The 17,882-nt window shown below is 67.8% G+C and carries 17 protein-coding genes; 4 read left to right on the top strand and 13 right to left on the bottom strand.

The window, feature by feature from the left end:
- The first annotated feature begins 244 nt into the window (after window positions 1-244).
- Window positions 245-538: a hypothetical protein gene (locus PU630_RS16495; protein ID WP_275278144.1), complete on the top strand. Its 294-nt coding sequence runs from the start codon at window positions 245-247 to the stop codon at window positions 536-538.
- Between the two features lie 74 nt (window positions 539-612).
- Here PU630_RS16495 and PU630_RS16490 read toward each other — a convergent pair whose 3' ends face one another.
- Together PU630_RS16490 and PU630_RS16485 are read right to left on the bottom strand one after the other, a co-directional pair.
- Window positions 613-966 (bottom strand): DUF2695 domain-containing protein, encoded by a 354-nt coding sequence (locus PU630_RS16490; RefSeq protein ID WP_275278143.1) that lies wholly within the window; start codon window positions 964-966, stop codon window positions 613-615.
- A gap of 119 nt (window positions 967-1,085) precedes the next feature.
- Window positions 1,086-1,973, bottom strand: coding sequence for an NAD(P)/FAD-dependent oxidoreductase (locus PU630_RS16485; protein ID WP_275278142.1), 888 nt, complete (start codon window positions 1,971-1,973; stop codon window positions 1,086-1,088).
- 70 nt (window positions 1,974-2,043) lie between these two features.
- On the opposite strand from PU630_RS16485, the gene PU630_RS16480 reads away from it, so the two are divergent.
- A complete protein-coding gene (locus tag PU630_RS16480; protein WP_275278141.1) occupies window positions 2,044-2,619 on the top strand; it encodes a helix-turn-helix domain-containing protein in 576 nt (191 codons plus the stop codon).
- Window positions 2,620-2,675: 56 nt separating this feature from the next.
- Here the strand turns inward: PU630_RS16480 and speB are convergent, their stop codons facing one another.
- The 4 genes from speB to PU630_RS16460 are packed head-to-tail and all read right to left on the bottom strand — an operon-like array spanning window position 2,676 to window position 8,227.
- Entirely contained in the window at window positions 2,676-3,623 is a 948-nt protein-coding gene (speB, locus tag PU630_RS16475) for an agmatinase (protein ID WP_275278140.1), read from the bottom strand.
- Window positions 3,616-5,220 (bottom strand): thiamine pyrophosphate-binding protein, encoded by a 1,605-nt coding sequence (locus PU630_RS16470; protein ID WP_275278139.1) that lies wholly within the window; start codon window positions 5,218-5,220, stop codon window positions 3,616-3,618. The genes speB and PU630_RS16470 overlap by 8 nt, the downstream gene beginning before the upstream one ends.
- Window positions 5,217-6,887, bottom strand: coding sequence for an amidohydrolase (locus PU630_RS16465; RefSeq protein ID WP_275278138.1), 1,671 nt, complete (start codon window positions 6,885-6,887; stop codon window positions 5,217-5,219). The genes PU630_RS16470 and PU630_RS16465 overlap by 4 nt, the downstream gene beginning before the upstream one ends.
- Entirely contained in the window at window positions 6,887-8,227 is a 1,341-nt protein-coding gene (locus PU630_RS16460) for an MFS transporter (RefSeq protein ID WP_275278137.1), read from the bottom strand. The genes PU630_RS16465 and PU630_RS16460 overlap by 1 nt, the downstream gene beginning before the upstream one ends.
- 213 nt (window positions 8,228-8,440) lie before the next feature.
- Here PU630_RS16460 and PU630_RS16455 point away from each other — a divergent pair, with 213 nt between their 5' ends.
- Window positions 8,441-9,334: an Lrp/AsnC family transcriptional regulator gene (locus tag PU630_RS16455; RefSeq protein WP_275278136.1), complete on the top strand. Its 894-nt coding sequence runs from the start codon at window positions 8,441-8,443 to the stop codon at window positions 9,332-9,334.
- Between the two features lie 52 nt (window positions 9,335-9,386).
- Here the strand turns inward: PU630_RS16455 and PU630_RS16450 are convergent, their stop codons facing one another.
- The 5 genes from PU630_RS16450 to PU630_RS16430 all read right to left on the bottom strand — a co-directional run bounded on the left by PU630_RS16450 (window position 9,387) and on the right by PU630_RS16430 (window position 15,410).
- Window positions 9,387-10,271, bottom strand: a complete 885-nt coding sequence (locus PU630_RS16450) for a carbohydrate ABC transporter permease (protein ID WP_275278135.1) — start codon at window positions 10,269-10,271, stop codon at window positions 9,387-9,389.
- The gene (locus PU630_RS16445; RefSeq protein ID WP_428981967.1) at window positions 10,268-11,260 is read right to left on the bottom strand and encodes a carbohydrate ABC transporter permease; all 993 of its coding nucleotides are present in this window, start codon (window positions 11,258-11,260) and stop codon (window positions 10,268-10,270) included. The genes PU630_RS16450 and PU630_RS16445 overlap by 4 nt, the downstream gene beginning before the upstream one ends.
- Window positions 11,261-11,263: 3 nt before the next feature.
- Window positions 11,264-12,619, bottom strand: a complete 1,356-nt coding sequence (locus PU630_RS16440; protein ID WP_275278134.1) for an extracellular solute-binding protein — start codon at window positions 12,617-12,619, stop codon at window positions 11,264-11,266.
- 285 nt (window positions 12,620-12,904) lie between these two features.
- Window positions 12,905-14,776, bottom strand: coding sequence for a hypothetical protein (locus PU630_RS16435; RefSeq protein ID WP_275278133.1), 1,872 nt, complete (start codon window positions 14,774-14,776; stop codon window positions 12,905-12,907).
- Window positions 14,777-15,038: 262 nt separating this feature from the next.
- Window positions 15,039-15,410, bottom strand: coding sequence for a PH domain-containing protein (locus tag PU630_RS16430; protein WP_275278132.1), 372 nt, complete (start codon window positions 15,408-15,410; stop codon window positions 15,039-15,041).
- Between the two features lie 634 nt (window positions 15,411-16,044).
- Here PU630_RS16430 and PU630_RS16425 point away from each other — a divergent pair.
- Entirely contained in the window at window positions 16,045-16,770 is a 726-nt protein-coding gene (locus PU630_RS16425; RefSeq protein ID WP_275278131.1) for a nuclease-related domain-containing protein, read from the top strand.
- On the opposite strand, the gene PU630_RS16420 is transcribed toward PU630_RS16425, so the two are convergent.
- Together PU630_RS16420 and PU630_RS16415 are read right to left on the bottom strand one after the other, a co-directional pair.
- Complete coding sequence (locus tag PU630_RS16420) at window positions 16,767-17,195, bottom strand: (deoxy)nucleoside triphosphate pyrophosphohydrolase (protein WP_275278130.1); 429 nt, start codon at window positions 17,193-17,195, stop codon at window positions 16,767-16,769. The two genes, PU630_RS16425 and PU630_RS16420, sit on opposite strands and share 4 nt — an antisense overlap.
- Complete coding sequence (locus PU630_RS16415; RefSeq protein WP_275278129.1) at window positions 17,179-17,838, bottom strand: hypothetical protein; 660 nt, start codon at window positions 17,836-17,838, stop codon at window positions 17,179-17,181. The genes PU630_RS16420 and PU630_RS16415 overlap by 17 nt, the downstream gene beginning before the upstream one ends.
- Window positions 17,839-17,882: the final 44 nt, after the last annotated feature.

Genomic DNA, 17,882 nt, shown 5'->3' with positions numbered 1-17,882 from the left:
GAGGGCCGGAGGCTGGAGACGACGGCCGGTCGTGCGCGTTCGTCGGCTACGGACGTGCACACGGTAGGGGATTCGTGCCGACCCGCCGCGCGGCGGCATCCCGCCCCGGCATGTCGTGGAGAATCCCCGACGCTGTGCATGCGGATGGGATGGATGCCGCGGCCCGACGGGTTCCGCGGCGCGACCCGTCTTCGTGAGACCGCTCGGTCGGTGGATGCGAGCTCCCCGCGGCATCCTGGTACATGTGAAGATTCTGCGCAGCGGCACCTGGACCGACGCCGACGGCACCAGCCGCTCGGTCGACATCACCGGAATGCCCTACGACTACTGGTACGAGCTCGCGGCGCTGGAGGGCACGCTCGAGAAGGGGCAGATGCCCACGCTCTTCTTCGGCGCCGACCGGCTGCTCTACTACGTGCGTCTTGAGGGCGCAGGTACCAAGAAACCGAAGCCCGACTCCATCGCCTTTTCGACGCTCGCCGCGGCCGTCGAACACGCCGAGAAGATTGTCGCGGGGGTCATTCGCTGGGACGAATGAACTGGTTCGGCTCGGTCAGCGCACCTCCCGCGAATCGTGCAGCGGATGGTTGCACCATTCACTCTGCGGAGAACTCACCACCACCCGTCGCCGCGTCGGCGACGGTGCCAGAGACCGCACGGCTGGGTGGACCCTCGCCGCACGCCGGGGCACGGCGTGACAGTGTCGGACTTGGCGAGGTATACGTTCATGAGAATCTCGCAGTCGCAGCATCCACCTCCCTCGTGCATCCGCCGCTCAAGCCCGGTCGCCCGCGGCGCCACCGCGTCGCGATAGGCGCTCGCGAAGCGCAGGGTGCCGTCGCACTGCGCGTCGTGCAACACGCGGTCGAGGTAGCACGGGAGGCACTCGCGATCGTGCGGGGCGGTGAGAGCTGCGGCGAACTCGTGGACAATCGATTCTGCTTCAAAGAGGCTGTTCTGCTCCATGAACAGAGTATCGAACATACCTCCGACATCACCGGTCCCCTCATCCCGCGTCTGAGTCGGCCCGCGACACGGAGCGACGAGTGGATGCCGCGGCCCACCCCGCCCGCACAGCCTGCCGTCTATAGCAGCTCGCCCACCAGACCGTACCCGGCGGTGGCGCCGGCGGCCACGGAAGCCGCGACGCTGAGCATCGGGTTGACCACATTGCCCGCGGCCCAGAGCCCCGGAACGCTCGTTCGGCCCATCGCGTCGACGCCGACCCAGGTGCCTCCGAACGCTTCCACCCGTTCCGCGTCGAGGGCGACGAGCACCTCATCACGCGGCGTCACGCGCGGGGCGACGAAGATCGCGTCGAACTCGATGCGCTCCCCGTCGACGAATTCGGCCCCCGCGACACCGTCGTCGGTCGTGAGCACCCGGCCGAGGCGACGGTCGTCGAGCCCCACGCCGAGCTCCGACAGCTGCGAGGATTCGATGGGTGCGTGCCCATTCGAGAGCACCGTGACGCTGCCGCTCAATCGCCGCAGCATCCTGACCTGATGCAGTGAGTCCGCGGTCTCGGCGAGCACGGCGATACGCGAATCGCGCTGCTCCCACCCGTCGCAGAACGGGCAGTGGTGTACTCCGCGCCCCCAGCGTTCGGCGAGACCCGGCACATCGGGCAGCTCGTCGCGCGCACCGCTGGTCACGAGCAAGCGCCGGGCTCGCAGCATCCCACCACCTTCCGTCGTGATCGCGAAGACGTCGCCCTCGCGTGAGGCGGCGGATGCCGCACCCCGCTGCACCTCGACGTCGTATCGGGCCAGCTCTCGGCGCCCGTCGGCGAGCAAGTCGAGAGGTGAAGTGTGGTCGCGACCCAGCACTCCGTGCATGTGGCCGGCGAATCGATTGCGCGGTGCGTCGTTGTCGAGCACCAGCACCGAGAAGTGCAGACGCCCAAGTTGGAGGGCAGCGCTGAGTCCGGCACTGCCGCCGCCGAGAATGATCACGTCGTGAATATCCGTCATGACGGTACTCTGCGGCGCCGGCGTCGGTACAAGCAACTATCCTTGCTGAAACAGCAAAGGAGAGCGGGCCATGACGGCGATCGATGTGTCGGGAATGATCGATGCGGTCGGCGCGCGGCTGCGCGCTTTGCGCATGCGCCACGACTTCACGCTCACGGAGCTGTCAGAGCGCACCGGCATCTCGGTGAGCACTCTCTCGCGGCTCGAAGCGGGCGAGAGGCGCGCCAGTCTCGATCTGCTCTTGCCGATCGCGACGGTGTTCGACGTGGGTCTCGATGCGCTCGTCGGCGTTGAGACCAGCCGCGATCCGCGCGTGCACGGCACTCCGATCACCCGGCACGGACGCACCTGGGTCGCTCTGTCACGGCACGGTGACGGCCCGACTGCCTTCAAGGTGACGGTGCCGGCAGCGCCTGCGAAGCACCGTGTCGAGCAGCGCGTGCACGCCGGGTTCGACTGGTTCTTCGTGCTCTCGGGACGGGTGCGCCTCGCGCTCGGCGACGACGAGCACATCATCGAGGCGGGTGAGGCGGTCGAGTTCGACACGCTCATCCCGCACGGAACCGCCTCCGCCGGGTCCGGCCCCGCTGAGATCCTGCACCTCATGTCGCGCGACGGCGAGCGGGTGCACCTCCGCGACGTGTGAGGGGCGGATGTCGCGGCCTGACGCATCTCCGGCGCCGGCCCGCGGCATCCACTCCTCTATCGAGAAACCTGCGTGGCCAGCAGCGACATCAGCTCGTACATCACGTGGCTTGCGGCGATGCCGGTGACCTGCGCGTGGTCGTACGCCGGGGCGACCTCGACCACGTCCGCGCCCACGACGTTCAGGTCGCTCAGGGCCCGGAGCATCCGCAGCAGCTCACGGCTGGTCATCCCGCCGGCCTCGGGGGTGCCGGTCCCGGGCGCATGGGCCGGGTCGAGCACGTCGATGTCGATCGAGACGTACACCGGCTTGTCGCCGAGCCGACCCCGCATCCGGTCGATGGCCGCAGCGACCCCGGCCTCTTCGATGTACTCGCTCGAGACGATCGAGAAGCCGAGGCGCTCGTCGTCGAGCAGGTCCTGCTTCGAGTAGAGCGGTCCGCGCGTGCCGACATGGCAGCTCGCGGTGAGGTCGATGAGCCCCTCCTCCGACGCCCGCCGGAACGGTGTGCCGTGCGTCACGGGCGCGCCGAAGTAGGTGTCCCACGTGTCAAGATGTGCGTCGAAGTGAAGCACGGCGACCGGCCCGTGCCGCTTGGCGGCCGAGCGCAGGAGCGGCAACGCGATGGTGTGGTCGCCGCCGATTGTGATGACCCGCTGCGCCCGCTCGTGCAGGGCGTCCACGGCACGCTCGACCTCCTCGACGGCCTCGGTGATGTTGAACGGATTCACCGGGATGTCGCCGGCATCGACGATCTGCGCCAGCGCGAACGGCGATACGTCCTGCGCGGGGTTGTACGGACGCAGCAGCCGCGACGACTCGCGCACGTGCGATGGGCCGAAGCGCGCGCCCGGACGGTAGCTGACACCGCTGTCGAACGGCACACCGACGACCGCGATGTCGGCCGACGGCACGTCTTCGATGCGGGGCAGCCGGGCGAACGTCGCGATGCCCGCGTAGCGGGGGCTCGCCGACGCGTCGACCGGGCCGATCGGTTCACTCATGATGGATCTCCTCCTGTCGGATATGCACAAGCTGCACGCCCCCGGCCGCGACGGCGGCCTGAACGGCCCCGACGACATCGCCCGCGGCACTCACCGCTGTGCCGGTCGCGCCGAACGCGTTCGCGAGCGCCGGCCAGTCGGGCTGCACGAGATCGACACCGATGGGGTGGATGCCGCGGTCCACTTCGTTCTGCTTGATCTCGGCGTAGCCCCCGTTGTCAACACACACCACCGTGAGATCCAGCTGCTGCTCGACGGCGGTGATGAACTCGTTCAGACAGAACATGAGCGCTCCGTCTCCGATCACCGTGACGACCGGGCGCGACGGATCGGCGATGCGCGCGCCGATGGCCGCAGGCAGCCCGTAGCCGAGCGTCGCGTAGGTCGGGGTGTACAGCAGCGTGTGCGGCACGGCCGCCTGCAGCTGATTGGCAACGGCCATGTAGACGATCTGCGATGAGTCGCCCGCGACGATCGCATTGGCCGGCAGCGCGTCGACGATCCGCTCGCCGAGGGCCGTGGTGTCAGGCAGCGCGTCGGTGATCTCGGCGGCGATCTGTGCGCGCACCTCCGCGAGGGCGGGCGCGGGCCGTGCGTCGCGCGGCAGTGCCGCCACCAGTCGGCCGACCACGGCCGCGGAATCCCCCCGAATCGCCACAGCCGCGGCGAGGTTCTTCTGCAGCTGCTCGGATGCGACATCCACCCGGATCACATCCCCGTGCGGGTGGAGCGCGGACGCCCACAGCTCGGCCTCGCCCAGCTTGGAGCCGATGACGATGAGCAGATCGGATGACTCTGCCACAGCACGGGCGGACGCCAGGCGCAGATTCGATCCGAGCGAGAGCGGGTGGCGCTCATCGACGGTGCCCTTGCCGTTCAGCGTCGTGATCACCGGGGCTCCCAGCCGCGCCGCGAGCGCAGTGACTTCGTAGCTCGCGCCGGTCGCGCCGCCACCGGCGATGATCACGGGATGGTCGGCGGTCGCGGCCAGTGACGCCGCGTGTGCGATCAGCGCGGCGTCGCCGGCAGCGGGTTCGCCCGCGGGTCGCGCCTCCCGGTCGCTCTCCGGCACCTCGGCCGGGGCCTCGAGAACGTCGAGCGGGATCTCGATGTGCACCGGACGCGGGCGTCCCGTGCGGAACAGCTCGAACGCGTCGTGCACGGCCTGCACGGCCTCGGCGGCAGAAGCCACGCGGCGCGACCAGAGCGCCACAGCGCCGGCCATGGCCGTGGCATCCTTCGTCTCATGTAGTGTGCCGCGATCGGTGAACTCGTCGCCTGTCGCCGGTCCCGGCGACAGCACGATCATCGGGCGCGACTCGCAGTAGGCGGTGCCGACGGCACTCATGGCGTTCTGCAGCCCGGGCCCGGAGGTGGTGATGACGACACCGGGCAGTCCCGTCTGCTGTGCCCACCCGTCGGCCGCGTAGCCGGCGCCCTGCTCGTGGCGGGTCGTGACTGCCCGAATGCCGAGGGAGACCAGCGGTCGATACAGCTCGAGGTTGTGCGTGCCGGGAATGCCGAAGATCGTGGTGATGCCGTACGCGCGCAACGTCTGCAGCACGGCGCGTCCGGCGGTGTCGTCGAATTCGGTCATGATCCTTCGTACCGCCGTTCGCCGCCGACCCAGGTCTGCAGCACCCGGATGGCCGCGATCTCGTCGCCGGGCACCGTCACCGGGTCGTCGGAGAGCACGGCGAAGTCGGCGCACTTACCGACCGCGAGTGAGCCGAGGTCGCGCTCGCGCCCGAGTGAGACGGCACCCTCGTAGGTGTGCGCGCGAAGCGCTGCCTCGGCCGAGATGCGCAGCGAGGCCGGACCGAGCTTGTGCCCCCGGCGGGTCACGCGGGTCACCGCGGTCTGGATCGCCTCGAGCGGGATCGGTTCGGCGACAGGCGCGTCCGACGACAGCGTGATCGGCACGCCCGCCGCCGCGAATTCGCCAAGCGGGTTGAAGCGCTCGCCCGGGGTGCCGATGGCCTCTTCGACGCCCTCGCCCCAGTTGTAGTAGTGCTGGGTCTGGTTGACGGGGCGGATGCCGGCGGCCGCCATCCGCGTGATCTGCTCGGGTGTCGGCAACCCGCAGTGCTCGATGCGGTGTCGCGCGTCGTCGTCCGGCCGGTCGACCAACGCCTGCTCGATCGCCGACACCACCATCTCGATCGCGGTCGGCGACTGCGCGTGCGTGGCGGTCTGCAGTCCCGCGGCGTGCGCCTTGCGAATGAGCTCGGTGTACTCGGCGGGCTCGTGGTAGAGCTGCCCCGTGCGGCAGGGATCCCCGACGTACCCGTCGGGGAAGTACGCGGTCCACCCTCCGAGCGTGCCATCGGCGTAGAGCTTGATGCCGGCGAAGCTCAGGTACGCGTTGCCGAACTGGCCGACCAGGCCCATCTCAAGGGCCTCGTCGAGCAGGTGCGAGAGCAGGTACATCGACACGCGCAGCGGCAGCCCGTCCTTCTCAGCCAGCCGCAGGTACATGTCGAATTCGCGGCGGGTGACCTGACAGTCGCCGAGCGCCGTAACGCCGCCCGCGAGAAAGCGGCGGGTCGCGGCATCCAACTGTCGAAGATGCTCGGCCGGCTCGTCGGCGAGATGGAAATTCGGGCCGTGATGCCCGATCTTCACCCCGTGCACTCCGGTGAGGATGTTGCAGGCAGCATCCGACAGCTCGCCGGTCAGCTCGCCGTCGGTGTCGCGGAAGAACTCCCCGCCCTCGGGGTTGAGGGTGTCGCGGTCGACGCCGTTGATCTCGAGCGTGTGCGAGTTCACGACCCCGCCGTGCCCCGACGCGTTCATGAGGTACACCTCGCGATCGGTGGCCACCTCATCGAGTTCGAAGCGGGTGGGATGCCGCTTCTCGGCGAGGTTGCGCTGCTCGTAGCCGTACCCGCGCACGGGGCGATCGGCGGGCAGTTCGGCCGCAGCCGCCTTCAGGAGGGCGACGATCTCGGGGATCGACCCGGCCTTCTCGGGGCCGCAGTCGACCCAGGTCATCATCTGGCCGTACATGAGCGGATGGCTGTGCGGGTCGATGAAGCCGGGTACGACCACCGCGTCGCCGAGATCGACCTCTTCAGCGTCGAGCCGGCGAGCGGATGCGGCATCCCGGCACTCCTCGACGGTGCCGACGGTGAGGATCCGGCCCGCGTCGATGAGCATCGCGCTCGCCGTCGACACGGCATCGTCGACCGTGCGGATCAGCCGTGCCGTGATGATGCGCGGCGTCCGCTGGGCGGGGGTGTCGAAGGGGACCAGGGCGCGCATCAGCGGCGTCCTCGAACGGTGCGGGCGGTTGTCGTGTCGGTGCGGGGGATGAACGTGTCGGTCACCGGTGCCTCGTCGGAGTGCTGCGGGGCGAACTTCGTGCAGAAGATCGCGAGGATGGCCATCGCGGTGAACAGTGCGATCACCGACCAGATGCTGCCGGTCCAGGCGACCAGCTGGGTGGCGAACCACGGTGAGAACCCGGCCCAGATCGCGGCGCCGACACCGTACGCGAGCGCGACGGAGGTGTAGCGGGCCTGCGGACGGAACATCTGCGTGAGGATCGTCGCCAGCGGCGCGTAGGTGGCGCTCATTGTGACGCGGATCAGCGATGCGAACAAGAAGATGAGTGGCTCGATGCGCCCGGGCATCACCAGCAGGAACGGGGCGAACACGAGCACCGAGGTCACCAGGCCGAGGTACATGACGGTCTTTCGGCCCCACTTGTCGCCCAGCCATGCAACGGGCAGGGTGACCAGGAACTCCACGAAGGATGCGATGGTCATGGCATCCAGGATCACGCTCTCATTGAGCTTGATGGGCTCACCCACGGCGTATGCCGTCGCGAAGGTGGTGGCCAGGTAGTAGCCGCCGGTCGAGATGGGCAGCAGGCCGATGCCGAGCAGGATCGGCTTCCAGTTCACGCGCAGTGCGAAGGCCAGGGGCATCGACTGCTTACGGCCTTCGACCTTTTTCTCGAAGACCTCGGTTTCTTCTACCCGATACCGCACCCAGATACCGACAGCGATCAGCACGATCGACAGGAGGAACGGGATGCGCCACCCGCCGTTCATGATGAAGTCGTCGCCGAAGCGCGACATGATCGCGAAAATGCCCGAGGCCAGCAGTGCGCCCGCTGGGTTGCCCAGCTGGGTGAAGCCGCCGTAGAAGGTCTTATGCTTCTCGGGCGCGCTTTCGACGCTCATGAGCGCCGCTCCGCCCCACTCGCCGCCGACGGCCAGCCCCTGTACGGCACGCAGGGTGACCAGCAGGATCGGCGCCCAGATACCGATCGATCCGTAGGTGGGCAGCACGCCGACGAGCACTGTTGCCGTACCCATGGCGAGCAGGGTGATCACCAGTGAGAGGCGTCGGCCGAGCTTGTCGCCGATGTGCCCGAACAGGATGCCGCCGAAGGGGCGGACGATGAACGCGACCGCGAACGTGGCGAAGGCCGACGCGGTCTCGGCGACAGGGTCGGAGCTGGGGAAGAACAGTGGGCCGAGGACGAGTGCGGCGGCGGTCGCATAGACGTAGAAGTCGTACCACTCGATTGTGGTGCCGACGAACGCGGCGATGCCGGCTCGGCGTGCGCGGGTATGGACGGAAGGCGTGGACATGACCGCTCCTTTGCGGGGTGCTGGGTTGCGTTGGATGCTAGACCCGCATGCCGGGGCCGGTCCAGTGAACAACTCCAGCAGAGTAGCCTTCTAGCTGTTGTTCTGTACCGTCCTGCTCGCAGTCTGAGTACTCTGTGTTCTATAGACGTCGTTGCGCCGATGTTCTGTACGGTCGAGCGCGCATGTGCGGGAATCTCTCCCAAGGAGCGTGAGATGGACTTCGACACCGAGCTGATCCGGGCGTTGCAGGTGGACGGCCGGGCAAGCATCCAAGAGCTCGCCGCTGTCATGCGGCGGCCCCGGGCCGCGGTGTCGACGCGGCTCTCAGCGCTGTTGCGCGACGGCACTGTGCGCGTGGTCGCGGCAGTCGACCCCGGTTTTCTCGGGCAACATGTTCTCGCTCATGTTTCGATCCGTGCGGACGGCGAGGTGGAGGCTATCGCCGAGCGGCTGCGGGCGTTCGAGCAGACCGTGCTCGTCTCGGGCATCGGGGGCATCTACGACCTCATCGCCGAGGTGCGCGTCGGCTCGATGGCGCGGCTGCGGGCCATGACCGCGCTGATTCGTGACATCCCGGGTGTGGCCGAGGTCAATACGCTCATCTACGAGTCAGTCATCAAGGGGTTCTTCATGTCGCACTTTCGCGGTGAGATCACCCTCGATCACACCGACCGGGCGCTCATCGAAGAGCTCCAGCGCGATGGCCGTCGCAGCTACCGGGCGCTCGGCGAGCTCGTCCGCCTGTCTCCGTCGGCCGTGGCCACCCGCGTGCAGCGCCTGATCGATGCGGGGGTCATCCGGATCAGTGCTGTCGAGGCCCGTGGAGCCGCGCGCCGCCAGCTGTCCCTCGGCATTGGGCTGACCCTCTCTGACGACGAGGCGGCCGTCGCGGCTTTGGAAGCCTGGCCGTGCGTCGATTTCGCGGCCCGCACGGTGGGCAGGTTCGATGTGGTCGCGACCCTCGTCGAGCCGACCGCGGGTGACCTGTTCGCCGATCTGGAGCGCCTGCGCGCTCTGCCCGGCGTCGCCGCGACCGAGTCGTGGTTCCACCTGCGTGTGCTGAAGGAGGACTACGCGCGCAGCCTCACACGCATGGCCGTGACGTAGGGGAGCGGTTGCCCGCGCCCGCCCCGAAGCGCGCACACCGCCCCGCGCGCCCTCACCCCTTCATAGCCCCCGTCATAGCGAACGATCCGCCGATGCCCCGCGACACGAGCACGTACAGCACGATGACCGGCACCGAGTACAAGATCGAGAACGCGGCAAGCTGCCCGTACGCGATGGCTCCGTACTGTCCGAAGAACGAGTAGATGCTCACCGCGGCTGGTTGCTTGGCCGGGTCGAGTAGCAGGATGAACGGGACGAAGAAGTTGCCCCACGCCTGGATGAACACGAAGATGAACACCACGCTCAGCCCGGGGCGCATGAGCGGCACGACCACGCGTCCCAGCGCCGACATGGCCGAGGCCCCGTCGATCCAGGCGGCCTCCTCGAGGCTGATGGGCACCGAGTCCATGAAGTTCTTCGTCATCCAGATGGCCATCGGCAGCGATGTCGCGGCCATGAAGAAGATCACGCCGGCCATCGAGTCGAGCAGATTCACCTGCACGAACAGGCTGTAGACCGGCACCATGATCGCGGTGATCGGCAGGCACGTGCCGAACAGGATCGTGTACAAGTACGGCTTGTTGTACCGCGCCTGGTAGCGCGACAGCGGATATGCCGCCAGCACCGCGACCACCACGGTGACGACGGCGGCGCCGGTCGACAGCAGCAGGCTGTTCCACAGCGGCACGAGTGTCAGGTCGGGCTTCAGTACGGCGCTGAAGTTCGACAGCGTGAACGTCTTCGGCAGCTGCGTCTCGAAGCCCGCGTGCGCATCGACCGAGGCCAGCAGCACCCACGCGAGCGGCAGCAGAAAGCACAGTGCGACGATCGCGAGCACCCCGTTCGCGTAGACCTGCGAGACGATTCGGCGCGGCGAGGCGACACTCCGCGGGGCGCGGGGCGCGGCATCCACTCTCGACGGAACGGTCGTGGTCATGACGCCGCCTCCCGTTCGGGGGCGGGATGCCGCGGCCTGGGCCCCTCGGCGGGCTTCGGCGTGGGGCGTTCGCGCAGCAGCGCGACGTAGAAGATCGAGAACACGGCGCCGATGACGATCATCACGGCGGCGATCGCGGTGCCGTAGCCGATGTCGCCGAACTGGAACGCCTCGCGGTAGGCGAGCACCGGGAGGGTGCTGGAGTCGTCGCCCGGTCCGCCGGCGGTCATCACCCAGATGAGCGTGAAGGCGGCGAGCGTCTGCAGCGTGATGAGCATGAGGTTCGTCGACACCGAGGTGCGAATCATCGGCAGCGTCACCAGAAAGAACCGCTGGCTGCCGCTCGCCCCGTCGATCATTGCGGCCTCGGTGATCTCGGGCGGCACGTCGTTGAGCGCCGCCTGGTAGATCATCATCGAGAAGGCGGTGCCGCGCCAGATGTTGGCGAGGATGATCGCGAGCATCGGGTAGCTGTAGAGCCAGTTCGGCCCGGTCAGTCCGAGGCCGGCGAGGATCTGGTTGAGCGTGCCGTCCTTCGAGAAGTAGGCATAACAGATGAACCCGGCGACGATCTCGGGCAGCACCCACGCCGCGACCACCAGGGTGCTGGTGATGGCGCTGACCACGCGATTCGCGCGCAGCTGCAGCACGGCGATCCACATGCCCAGCACGTTCTGACCGACGATGGCCGAGGCGACCACGAACACCACGGTCAGCAGAAGCGACTTCGGGAACGTCGGGTCGGTGAACAGCCGCACGAAGTTGTCGAGCCCGACGAAGTCGGGCGACAGCGCGCCGGGGCCGGTCAGCGCCGCGTTCGTCAGTGAGCCGTAGAACGCCCAGATGACGGGTCCGGCGAGAAACGCGAGCAGCAGCAGCACGCTGGGCAGCAGCGGCAGCGCGCGCAACAGTGACCGCATGCGTCGGCGGCTGTCGCCGGGGCCGCGCCCGCGGCTGGTGAGGGCCGCGGGCGCGATCTCGGTGGTCACGTTCTACTTCGCGATCGTCTTGTCGGCTCCGACGATCTGCTTCACCGCGGCGTCGTAATCGGCCGCGGCCTGCTGCGGCGTCTTCTTGCCCGTGATCACGTCACCGGTGGCCTCTTGCGCGGCCGACGAGATCTTCGGATACACGCCGTTGGCCGGCCGGTAGTGGCTGAACTCGAGCACGTCCGAGACCTCCTTCATGAAGGGGTTCGCCTTCAGGTAGGAGGGGTCGGATGCCACATCCTTGCGGACCGCGATCTTCGCGTTCGTGGTGTCGTACCAGAGCGCGTTCTCGCGGTTCAGGGCCGTGGTCATGAACTCGAATGCGAGGTCGGCGTTCTTCGTCTTCGCGCTCATCGCCAGCGTCCAGCCGCCCGACATGCTCACGCCGCCGGGCGCCTGCCCGTTCTGGGTCGGGAACGGGGTCGCGCCGACCTTCTCGGCGTAGTCGGCCCACGGGTACGGTCCACCGTCCTCCCAGAACGACGGCGCGTACGAACCCTCGACGGTGCCGCCCACCTTGTCTTTCGGGAAGAGGTCGCCGACGACGGTCTTCCAGACGTTCGCGTCGAGCGCCTCGGCGGGAGTGACCGCGTACTTCTTCTCGTACAGCGTCTGCAGGAACTTCAGCGAGTCGACGAAGCCCTGCGATCCGACGATCCACTTGCCCGAATCGGCGTCGTAGAGGCCCTGGCCGTCGCCCGTTCCGTAGAGCAGCTCGTAGAAGCTCTGCATCACGGTGCCCTCGCCGGTTCCGGTGCCGGCGTACATCGTGAAGGGCACCACGTCGGGCTCGGCCGCCTTGATCTTGGCCGCGGCATCCAAAATGTCCTGCCAGGTCTTCGGCGCCCAGGGAACGGAGATTCCCGCGGCCTTGAGCACCGGCTTGCTGTACCAGATGACCCTGGTGTCGGCGCCGAGCGGAATCGCGTAGTGGCCGCCGTCGTCGCCCTGGCCGGCGGCCTTGGCGCTGTCGATGTACTGCGACCAGTCGCTCCACGAAGAGAGGTGATCGTCGAGCTTGTAGAGGTAGCCGGCTTCGATATCGCCCTTCACCCGGAACGTGTCTTCGTAGAACACGTCGGGCGCCGTCGATGCCGCGCGCAGCGAGAGCGCGAGCTTGGTGCTGTAGTCGGTGTCGTCGGCGGTGATCGGCTGCAGGTCGACCGTCACGTTCTTGTGCTTGGCCTCGAACTCTGTCTTCACCTTCTTCATGAGTGTGTCCATGACGGTGAACGAGTCGGACTTCTCGTAGGTGATCTTCAGCGTCTTGGCGCCATCGTTGCTCGAGCCGCCCCCCGAGCATGCGCCCAGCACCAGCGCCGCCGATGCGGCGACCATCGCGATCGAGGCGATGCGCATGCCGCGCCTTCCGCGGACCCGTCGTGCATTCTGTGCCCTCATCGTGCCCCCCTTATGTGGTGCGCAGGCGATCAGACCGTCGACGGTTTGTCGCGGGTCCGCGCCGGCGCGTAACCCTTGATGCGGCTCAGCATAGGGCGCGGAGCAGACATTGTGGGGGAGGGCGCGTGGAGGGGTGGATGCCGCGGGCCGTTGCGTGCGCTCGGCGCCGGGCACCGGCATCCACCCCCGACGCTGTGCACCGGAGTCGTCGCTCAGTCGCTCAGATGTCAGCGCGCCGGCGCGTCATTCGACGTCGACGTCGTCGTCCTCCGGGCCGTTCAGCATCATCATCGCGGTGGTCACACCGTGTGCGATCGTGAGGCGCAGCGCATCCGCGACGACCACTCGCCCGTTGACGAAGTCGAGCAGCCCGAGCTCACGCGCGGGCTGCAGAATCGCCCGTGCGTCGCTTCGCGAGGCGGACGGCGCGTCGGGCTCGTACGTACCGGTGACATCGATGCCGGCGACGACAAGCTGGATCGCGGCGTCGACGTCCTCGAGGTCGGTCGCTGAAGGCCGGTTCTCGACCGGGTAGAGCAGCAGCCGTGCCAAGAACAGCGCCGCGACCATCTCCGCCAGCTGCGGCGGAGGCGCGTCGGCCGATCTCCACTCGGCGGCGGCGTCGCCCGGCACCACGCGTGAGCGCTTGATCTCGATGAGCCCGGCGTTGCCCAGGGCTGACCACCAGGCGACCAGCGCGGGCACCTCGAGCATCGACGTGACGCGACGGACATCTGCCGCCGGATCATCGATGGGAAGCGCCGGCTCAGAGGCCGCATCGGACGAATGCGGCGAAGCGCTGCCCGCCACCGGCACGCCCAAGAGCTCGCCGAGATGCGCGATATCGGTGAGCTGCACTCCGCCGGACGGCGCGATCGGCCTGCTGCGGCCGATCCAGTCCAGCAGGTCACTGACCGCGGAGACGAGGCGCAGACGGACGAGCGCATCGAAGCGAACGTCGGCGTCGACGGCGGCTCCGGCATCCATCGCCGCCGCGACGATGCCGCCCATCCCGGCGTTCTCGAACCGCAGTTCCTGAATCGTGGCGAACAGGTCGTCCCACTCTTCGGTCTCCGCCGCGTCCATCTGGAACAGCGTGTACTCGCCGAGGGCGATGTAGACCTCTTCGGGCAGATCCCAGTCCGCGATCTCGTCGATGAACGCCACGACGCCGTCGACGTCGAGGGGGTCGTGGCCAGCCTGTCGGATGAGGGCGAACACCGTTCGTAGCATCCGGACGCCCTCGCCCGTGCTGGGGATGTCCGTCTCGGGCTGGACGTCGAGCCAATCGCCGAACGTGCGGATGACGGCGCGCTCCGCGCGTGACAACGTGGGCGGTTGCGGCCGGTCTGCGGCCTCGGTTGGTGATGAGGAGGATGGATGCTGCGGCATCCCGCTCTCGTCCGTTTCGGGCGCCGCGGCTGCAGGTTCGGGCGCCGCGGCGTCGGGTCCCAGAGCGTCGACGATGACCTCGTCGATCGATGCGTGGTGGCGCGCCGCACGGCCGGCGAGCACGGTCGCCACGAGCAGCATGACCCCGCCGAAGATCGCTTGCCCACCGTGGCGGATCGTGAGGCTGTGCAACGCGTCGAACGCGCGGCCCTTACGGGCGAGGGCGAGGATGTCGGTGGCTGCCGCGCGGGCCGGCTTCGTCCATTTGGGCACGCGGACGGTGCCCGCGTCGCCCGCGCCGAGCCAGGTGTCGAGCAAGCCGAGGCCGGTGCCGATCACGTCGGCGGCGGCCGGCAGGCCATCGTGTGCGTCGGGTCCGATCTCGCTCAGCGCGGCCTCGGCGGCTGTGGTGTCATCGGCGGCGAGGGCGCGGGTGAACCGGGCCAGCCGGCGCAGCGCGGCCTCGCGCTGCGTGCCCACCGGCGTGAACAGCGTCAGGTTGTGCTGCTCGACGGCGCGATCGAGCGCCGCCTGCAGCCCATCCGTGCCGAGGTCGTCGAGATCGATGCCGCTCGGGTCGTCGAGGTCGATGCCGTCCGCGGCCAAGAGCGGCTTGAGCTGCGCGAGCACCTCTGCGGCCGTGCCCGGGGCGTGCACGATGCCCATGCGTTCCATCTCGGCACGCACCTTGGGGTCGGCGAACGGGTCGTACGGCGAGGTCATGCCCACCAGCGTAGGCGAGGCCCGGCGCAGCAGCGTGGCCCGAGGCCTGGTGGGGCCGGGCATCGTTGACAACGTGCGTGGGCAGCTTCAGCCGAATCCAACCCACCCTGTGCACACCGTAGGGAATCGCGCGCGGCACACCGATGGGGGGCGGCGCCGCCCGGCGTGGCGGCGAGAATCCCCGACCGTGTGCACAGGGCGATGGCGCAGGGGCACCGGGTTGATGATGTCTTCCCGCGGCGGGCGGGGCGCGGCTAGTGGCTCAGTGCGCCTGCAGCACTGCCCACGCGATCAGGCTGTCGATACGGCGCACGTCCGCGCCCTTCGTGAGCTTGATCTTTATGTGTCCGGCCCGCGTCCAGAGCTCGATCTCGGAGTTCCAATCGAGCTTGCCCGCGTTCTCCGATGACCACATATTGATGGCGCTGTACGGCAGCGAGTAGATCTCGACCTTCTTGCCCGTGAGACCCTGTGCGTCGCGCACGATCAATCGTTTGGTGGTGAACGTGGCCGAGTCGCGAAACGTCTTGAAAGAGGCGATCGCCTCTTCGCCGGCAACGAGCAGCGGTTGAACGTCCTTCGGGACCGGAATCTCCTGTTGAAGAGTCCACGTCATCAATGCGGCGGCCTCCATGCTTCCCCTTTCGTCGAGTCGTCGTGAGCTAGATTGACATCGTCAGATGAGAATGCTCTCATGTGACGATAGCGAACCCGTTCAGTTTGTCGATCTGCGGACTGCACGACTCCTGAGCCATGTCCAGCCAAGGAAGGGATGCCTCTTTGCTCCGCACGACGATCGAGATTGATTACGCGGGCGTTTTCGCTGAGGCGATGGGCACCGCCGCCGGTGTCGTATGGACGACGCTCGTCCATAATCCTGCGCTCGCGGGGCTCATGCTGTTGATCTTGGTGGCCGGGGCCTATCTTCGGGTCGCCCCACGTCGGCGACGTTCGCGGTCGCGCCGGTGAACACACCAGCTGGAGGGGTGTCTGCGCGGAGGATCGTGCTCCGATACCCCGGGCGATGCAGAGTCTGCGGCGCAGTCTTGGCTGTGGGGCAGGCTGCTATCTGGGAATCGTCAGTCCGCACGGTTCGATGCGTCCGCTGCATCGTTCTCTCCGACTCCACCACCGCTGCGCAGACAGACGTCGCCACTCCCTCGAGAACGATCGATACAGCCGGGGCGACGGGTGCAACCAGCGGATTGAGTCTCCGGTTGCGGGCCCCTGCTTCTGCCGTCATTGCAGAGACGCTTCGATTACAGACGATGGTCCCCGGTCGATCGCGTGTGGCACGACTCTTCGGCATCTCGCCCCTTGGCCCAGAGAGTCGGCCATGGTACCTCGGGGCTCTCGGCGAACGTGAAGTGGCCCGCTTGCTTGATCAATTGGGGGCCGACTGGCATGCAATCCACTCGGTGCCCGTCGGCACCTCTGGGAGCGACATCGACCATGTTCTCGTCGGGCCCGGCGGCGTCTACACCGTCAACTCCAAGTTCCACGACGGAGCGCGAGTGTGGGTGGCCGGCCGCAGCCTGCTTGTCAACGGGCAGCGGAAGGATCATCTCCGAAACGCGGCGTTCGAGGCACGTCGCGCCTCCAAGCTGATCACTCGGGCCGCCGGAAGCCCCGTCCATGTCAGCGCGATCATAGCGATTGTCGGAGCTCGCAGCCTCACGATCCGTGCGCAGCCGGCTGAGGTGGCGGTTCTCTCGTCGGTGCGCATGGTGCGATGGTTGAAACAACGGCCCGCGGTACTCAATGAAGAGGAAGTGCGTCACATCGCCGGCACCGTGATGCGATCGTCTACCTGGGGAAGCCAAAGTGCCCCGGACGCCGATCTCTCCGCATTTGCAACCCTTCGGGATGCGGTTGTCGCGGCCAAGCGAAGACGAGTGCTGTGGGCAGTGGGTGTCGTGCTCAGCCCCTTCGTCGTGATGACGGTGACGTTCATTGGCAGTGTGCTCGTCCCTATGGGCGCGCACCTCAATTAGTCGGTGTCGTCGGCCACGTCGCTGAACGCGCGGCGGGTACTGGCGACGAGTTGCTCCACAATCGGCACATCCGCCGGCGCCCACTGCAACGTGCCGAGGTCGGTGCGCGGCATCCATCGCAGTTCCGAATGCTCGGTCGGGGTGAGTCGACCCTCGACGATGCCACAGAAGTAGACCGCGAGCGCGATGTGTCGAGAACCGTAGTCATGCTCGACGCGGCCGACCGGCGTGCCGACGGTGACGTCGACGCCGAGCTCTTCGCGGATCTCGCGCACGAGCGCCTCCTCGGGGCTCTCGCCGGGCTCGATCTTGCCGCCGGGGAATTCCCAGAGCCCCGCCTGCGAGCGTCCGGGTCCGCGCTGCGCGGCGAGCACGCGATCGCCGTCGACGATGGCGGCGCCGACCACTTCAAGCACGCGACTCATTGGGCGGCGAACTCCATCGTGATGCGTGCAGCATCCAACAGTTCCGCGTGACGAAGGTCGCAGACGGTGCACGATTCGGCGTACGCATGCAGCACACGCGCGCGGAAGATCGGCTGGTGCAGGCGCGTCTGCACGACGCGATCGGCATATCGGCGCTGCGCGTTCGTATAGGTCTCGGGTCACCCAGCACGGCGAGGCCTTCGTCGAGGGGGAAGCGAACGACACGCGCCACGGGGTCGTTCTCGGCGATACGGATGGGGTAGTGCGGCAGGTAGTAGCCCTCGCGCACGGCGCGGAAGTAGACGATGGGATGCTGATTCTCGAACGCCCGGATCAGCTTGACGCTGTCGCCGCCGTCGCTCGCGCGGTGGTGGTAGGTGATCCAGCCGTCGTCGCTTTCGTAGTCCTCGTATCGGTTCTTCTCCCATCCCGACATGATCGACAACGTCGAGGAGAAATCGGCAGGGTTCCGGATGCCGCGGCCGGTGTCGAGCAGCGGGATCCGCTCGCCGCGAAACTCGTACGAGAGCAGCTGTGCTCGAGGAATCTCATACCCGCCGCGCCCGATGAAGATGTCATCGAGCCAGCGGAAGACGTCTTCGCGGATCGCCGCTTCTTCGCCCGCACTGCGCATTCGTGCCACGGTTCGATCTTGACACTGCGCTCACCCGTTCGTTGATCGAGCGA

The sequence above is a fragment of the Microbacterium horticulturae genome, from assembly GCF_029094505.1.
GTDB classification, from domain to species: Bacteria; Actinomycetota; Actinomycetes; order Actinomycetales; family Microbacteriaceae; genus Microbacterium; species Microbacterium horticulturae.
The sequence above is the reverse complement of the archived record's forward strand: the minus strand, read 5'-3'. Positions and strand labels throughout refer to the sequence as shown.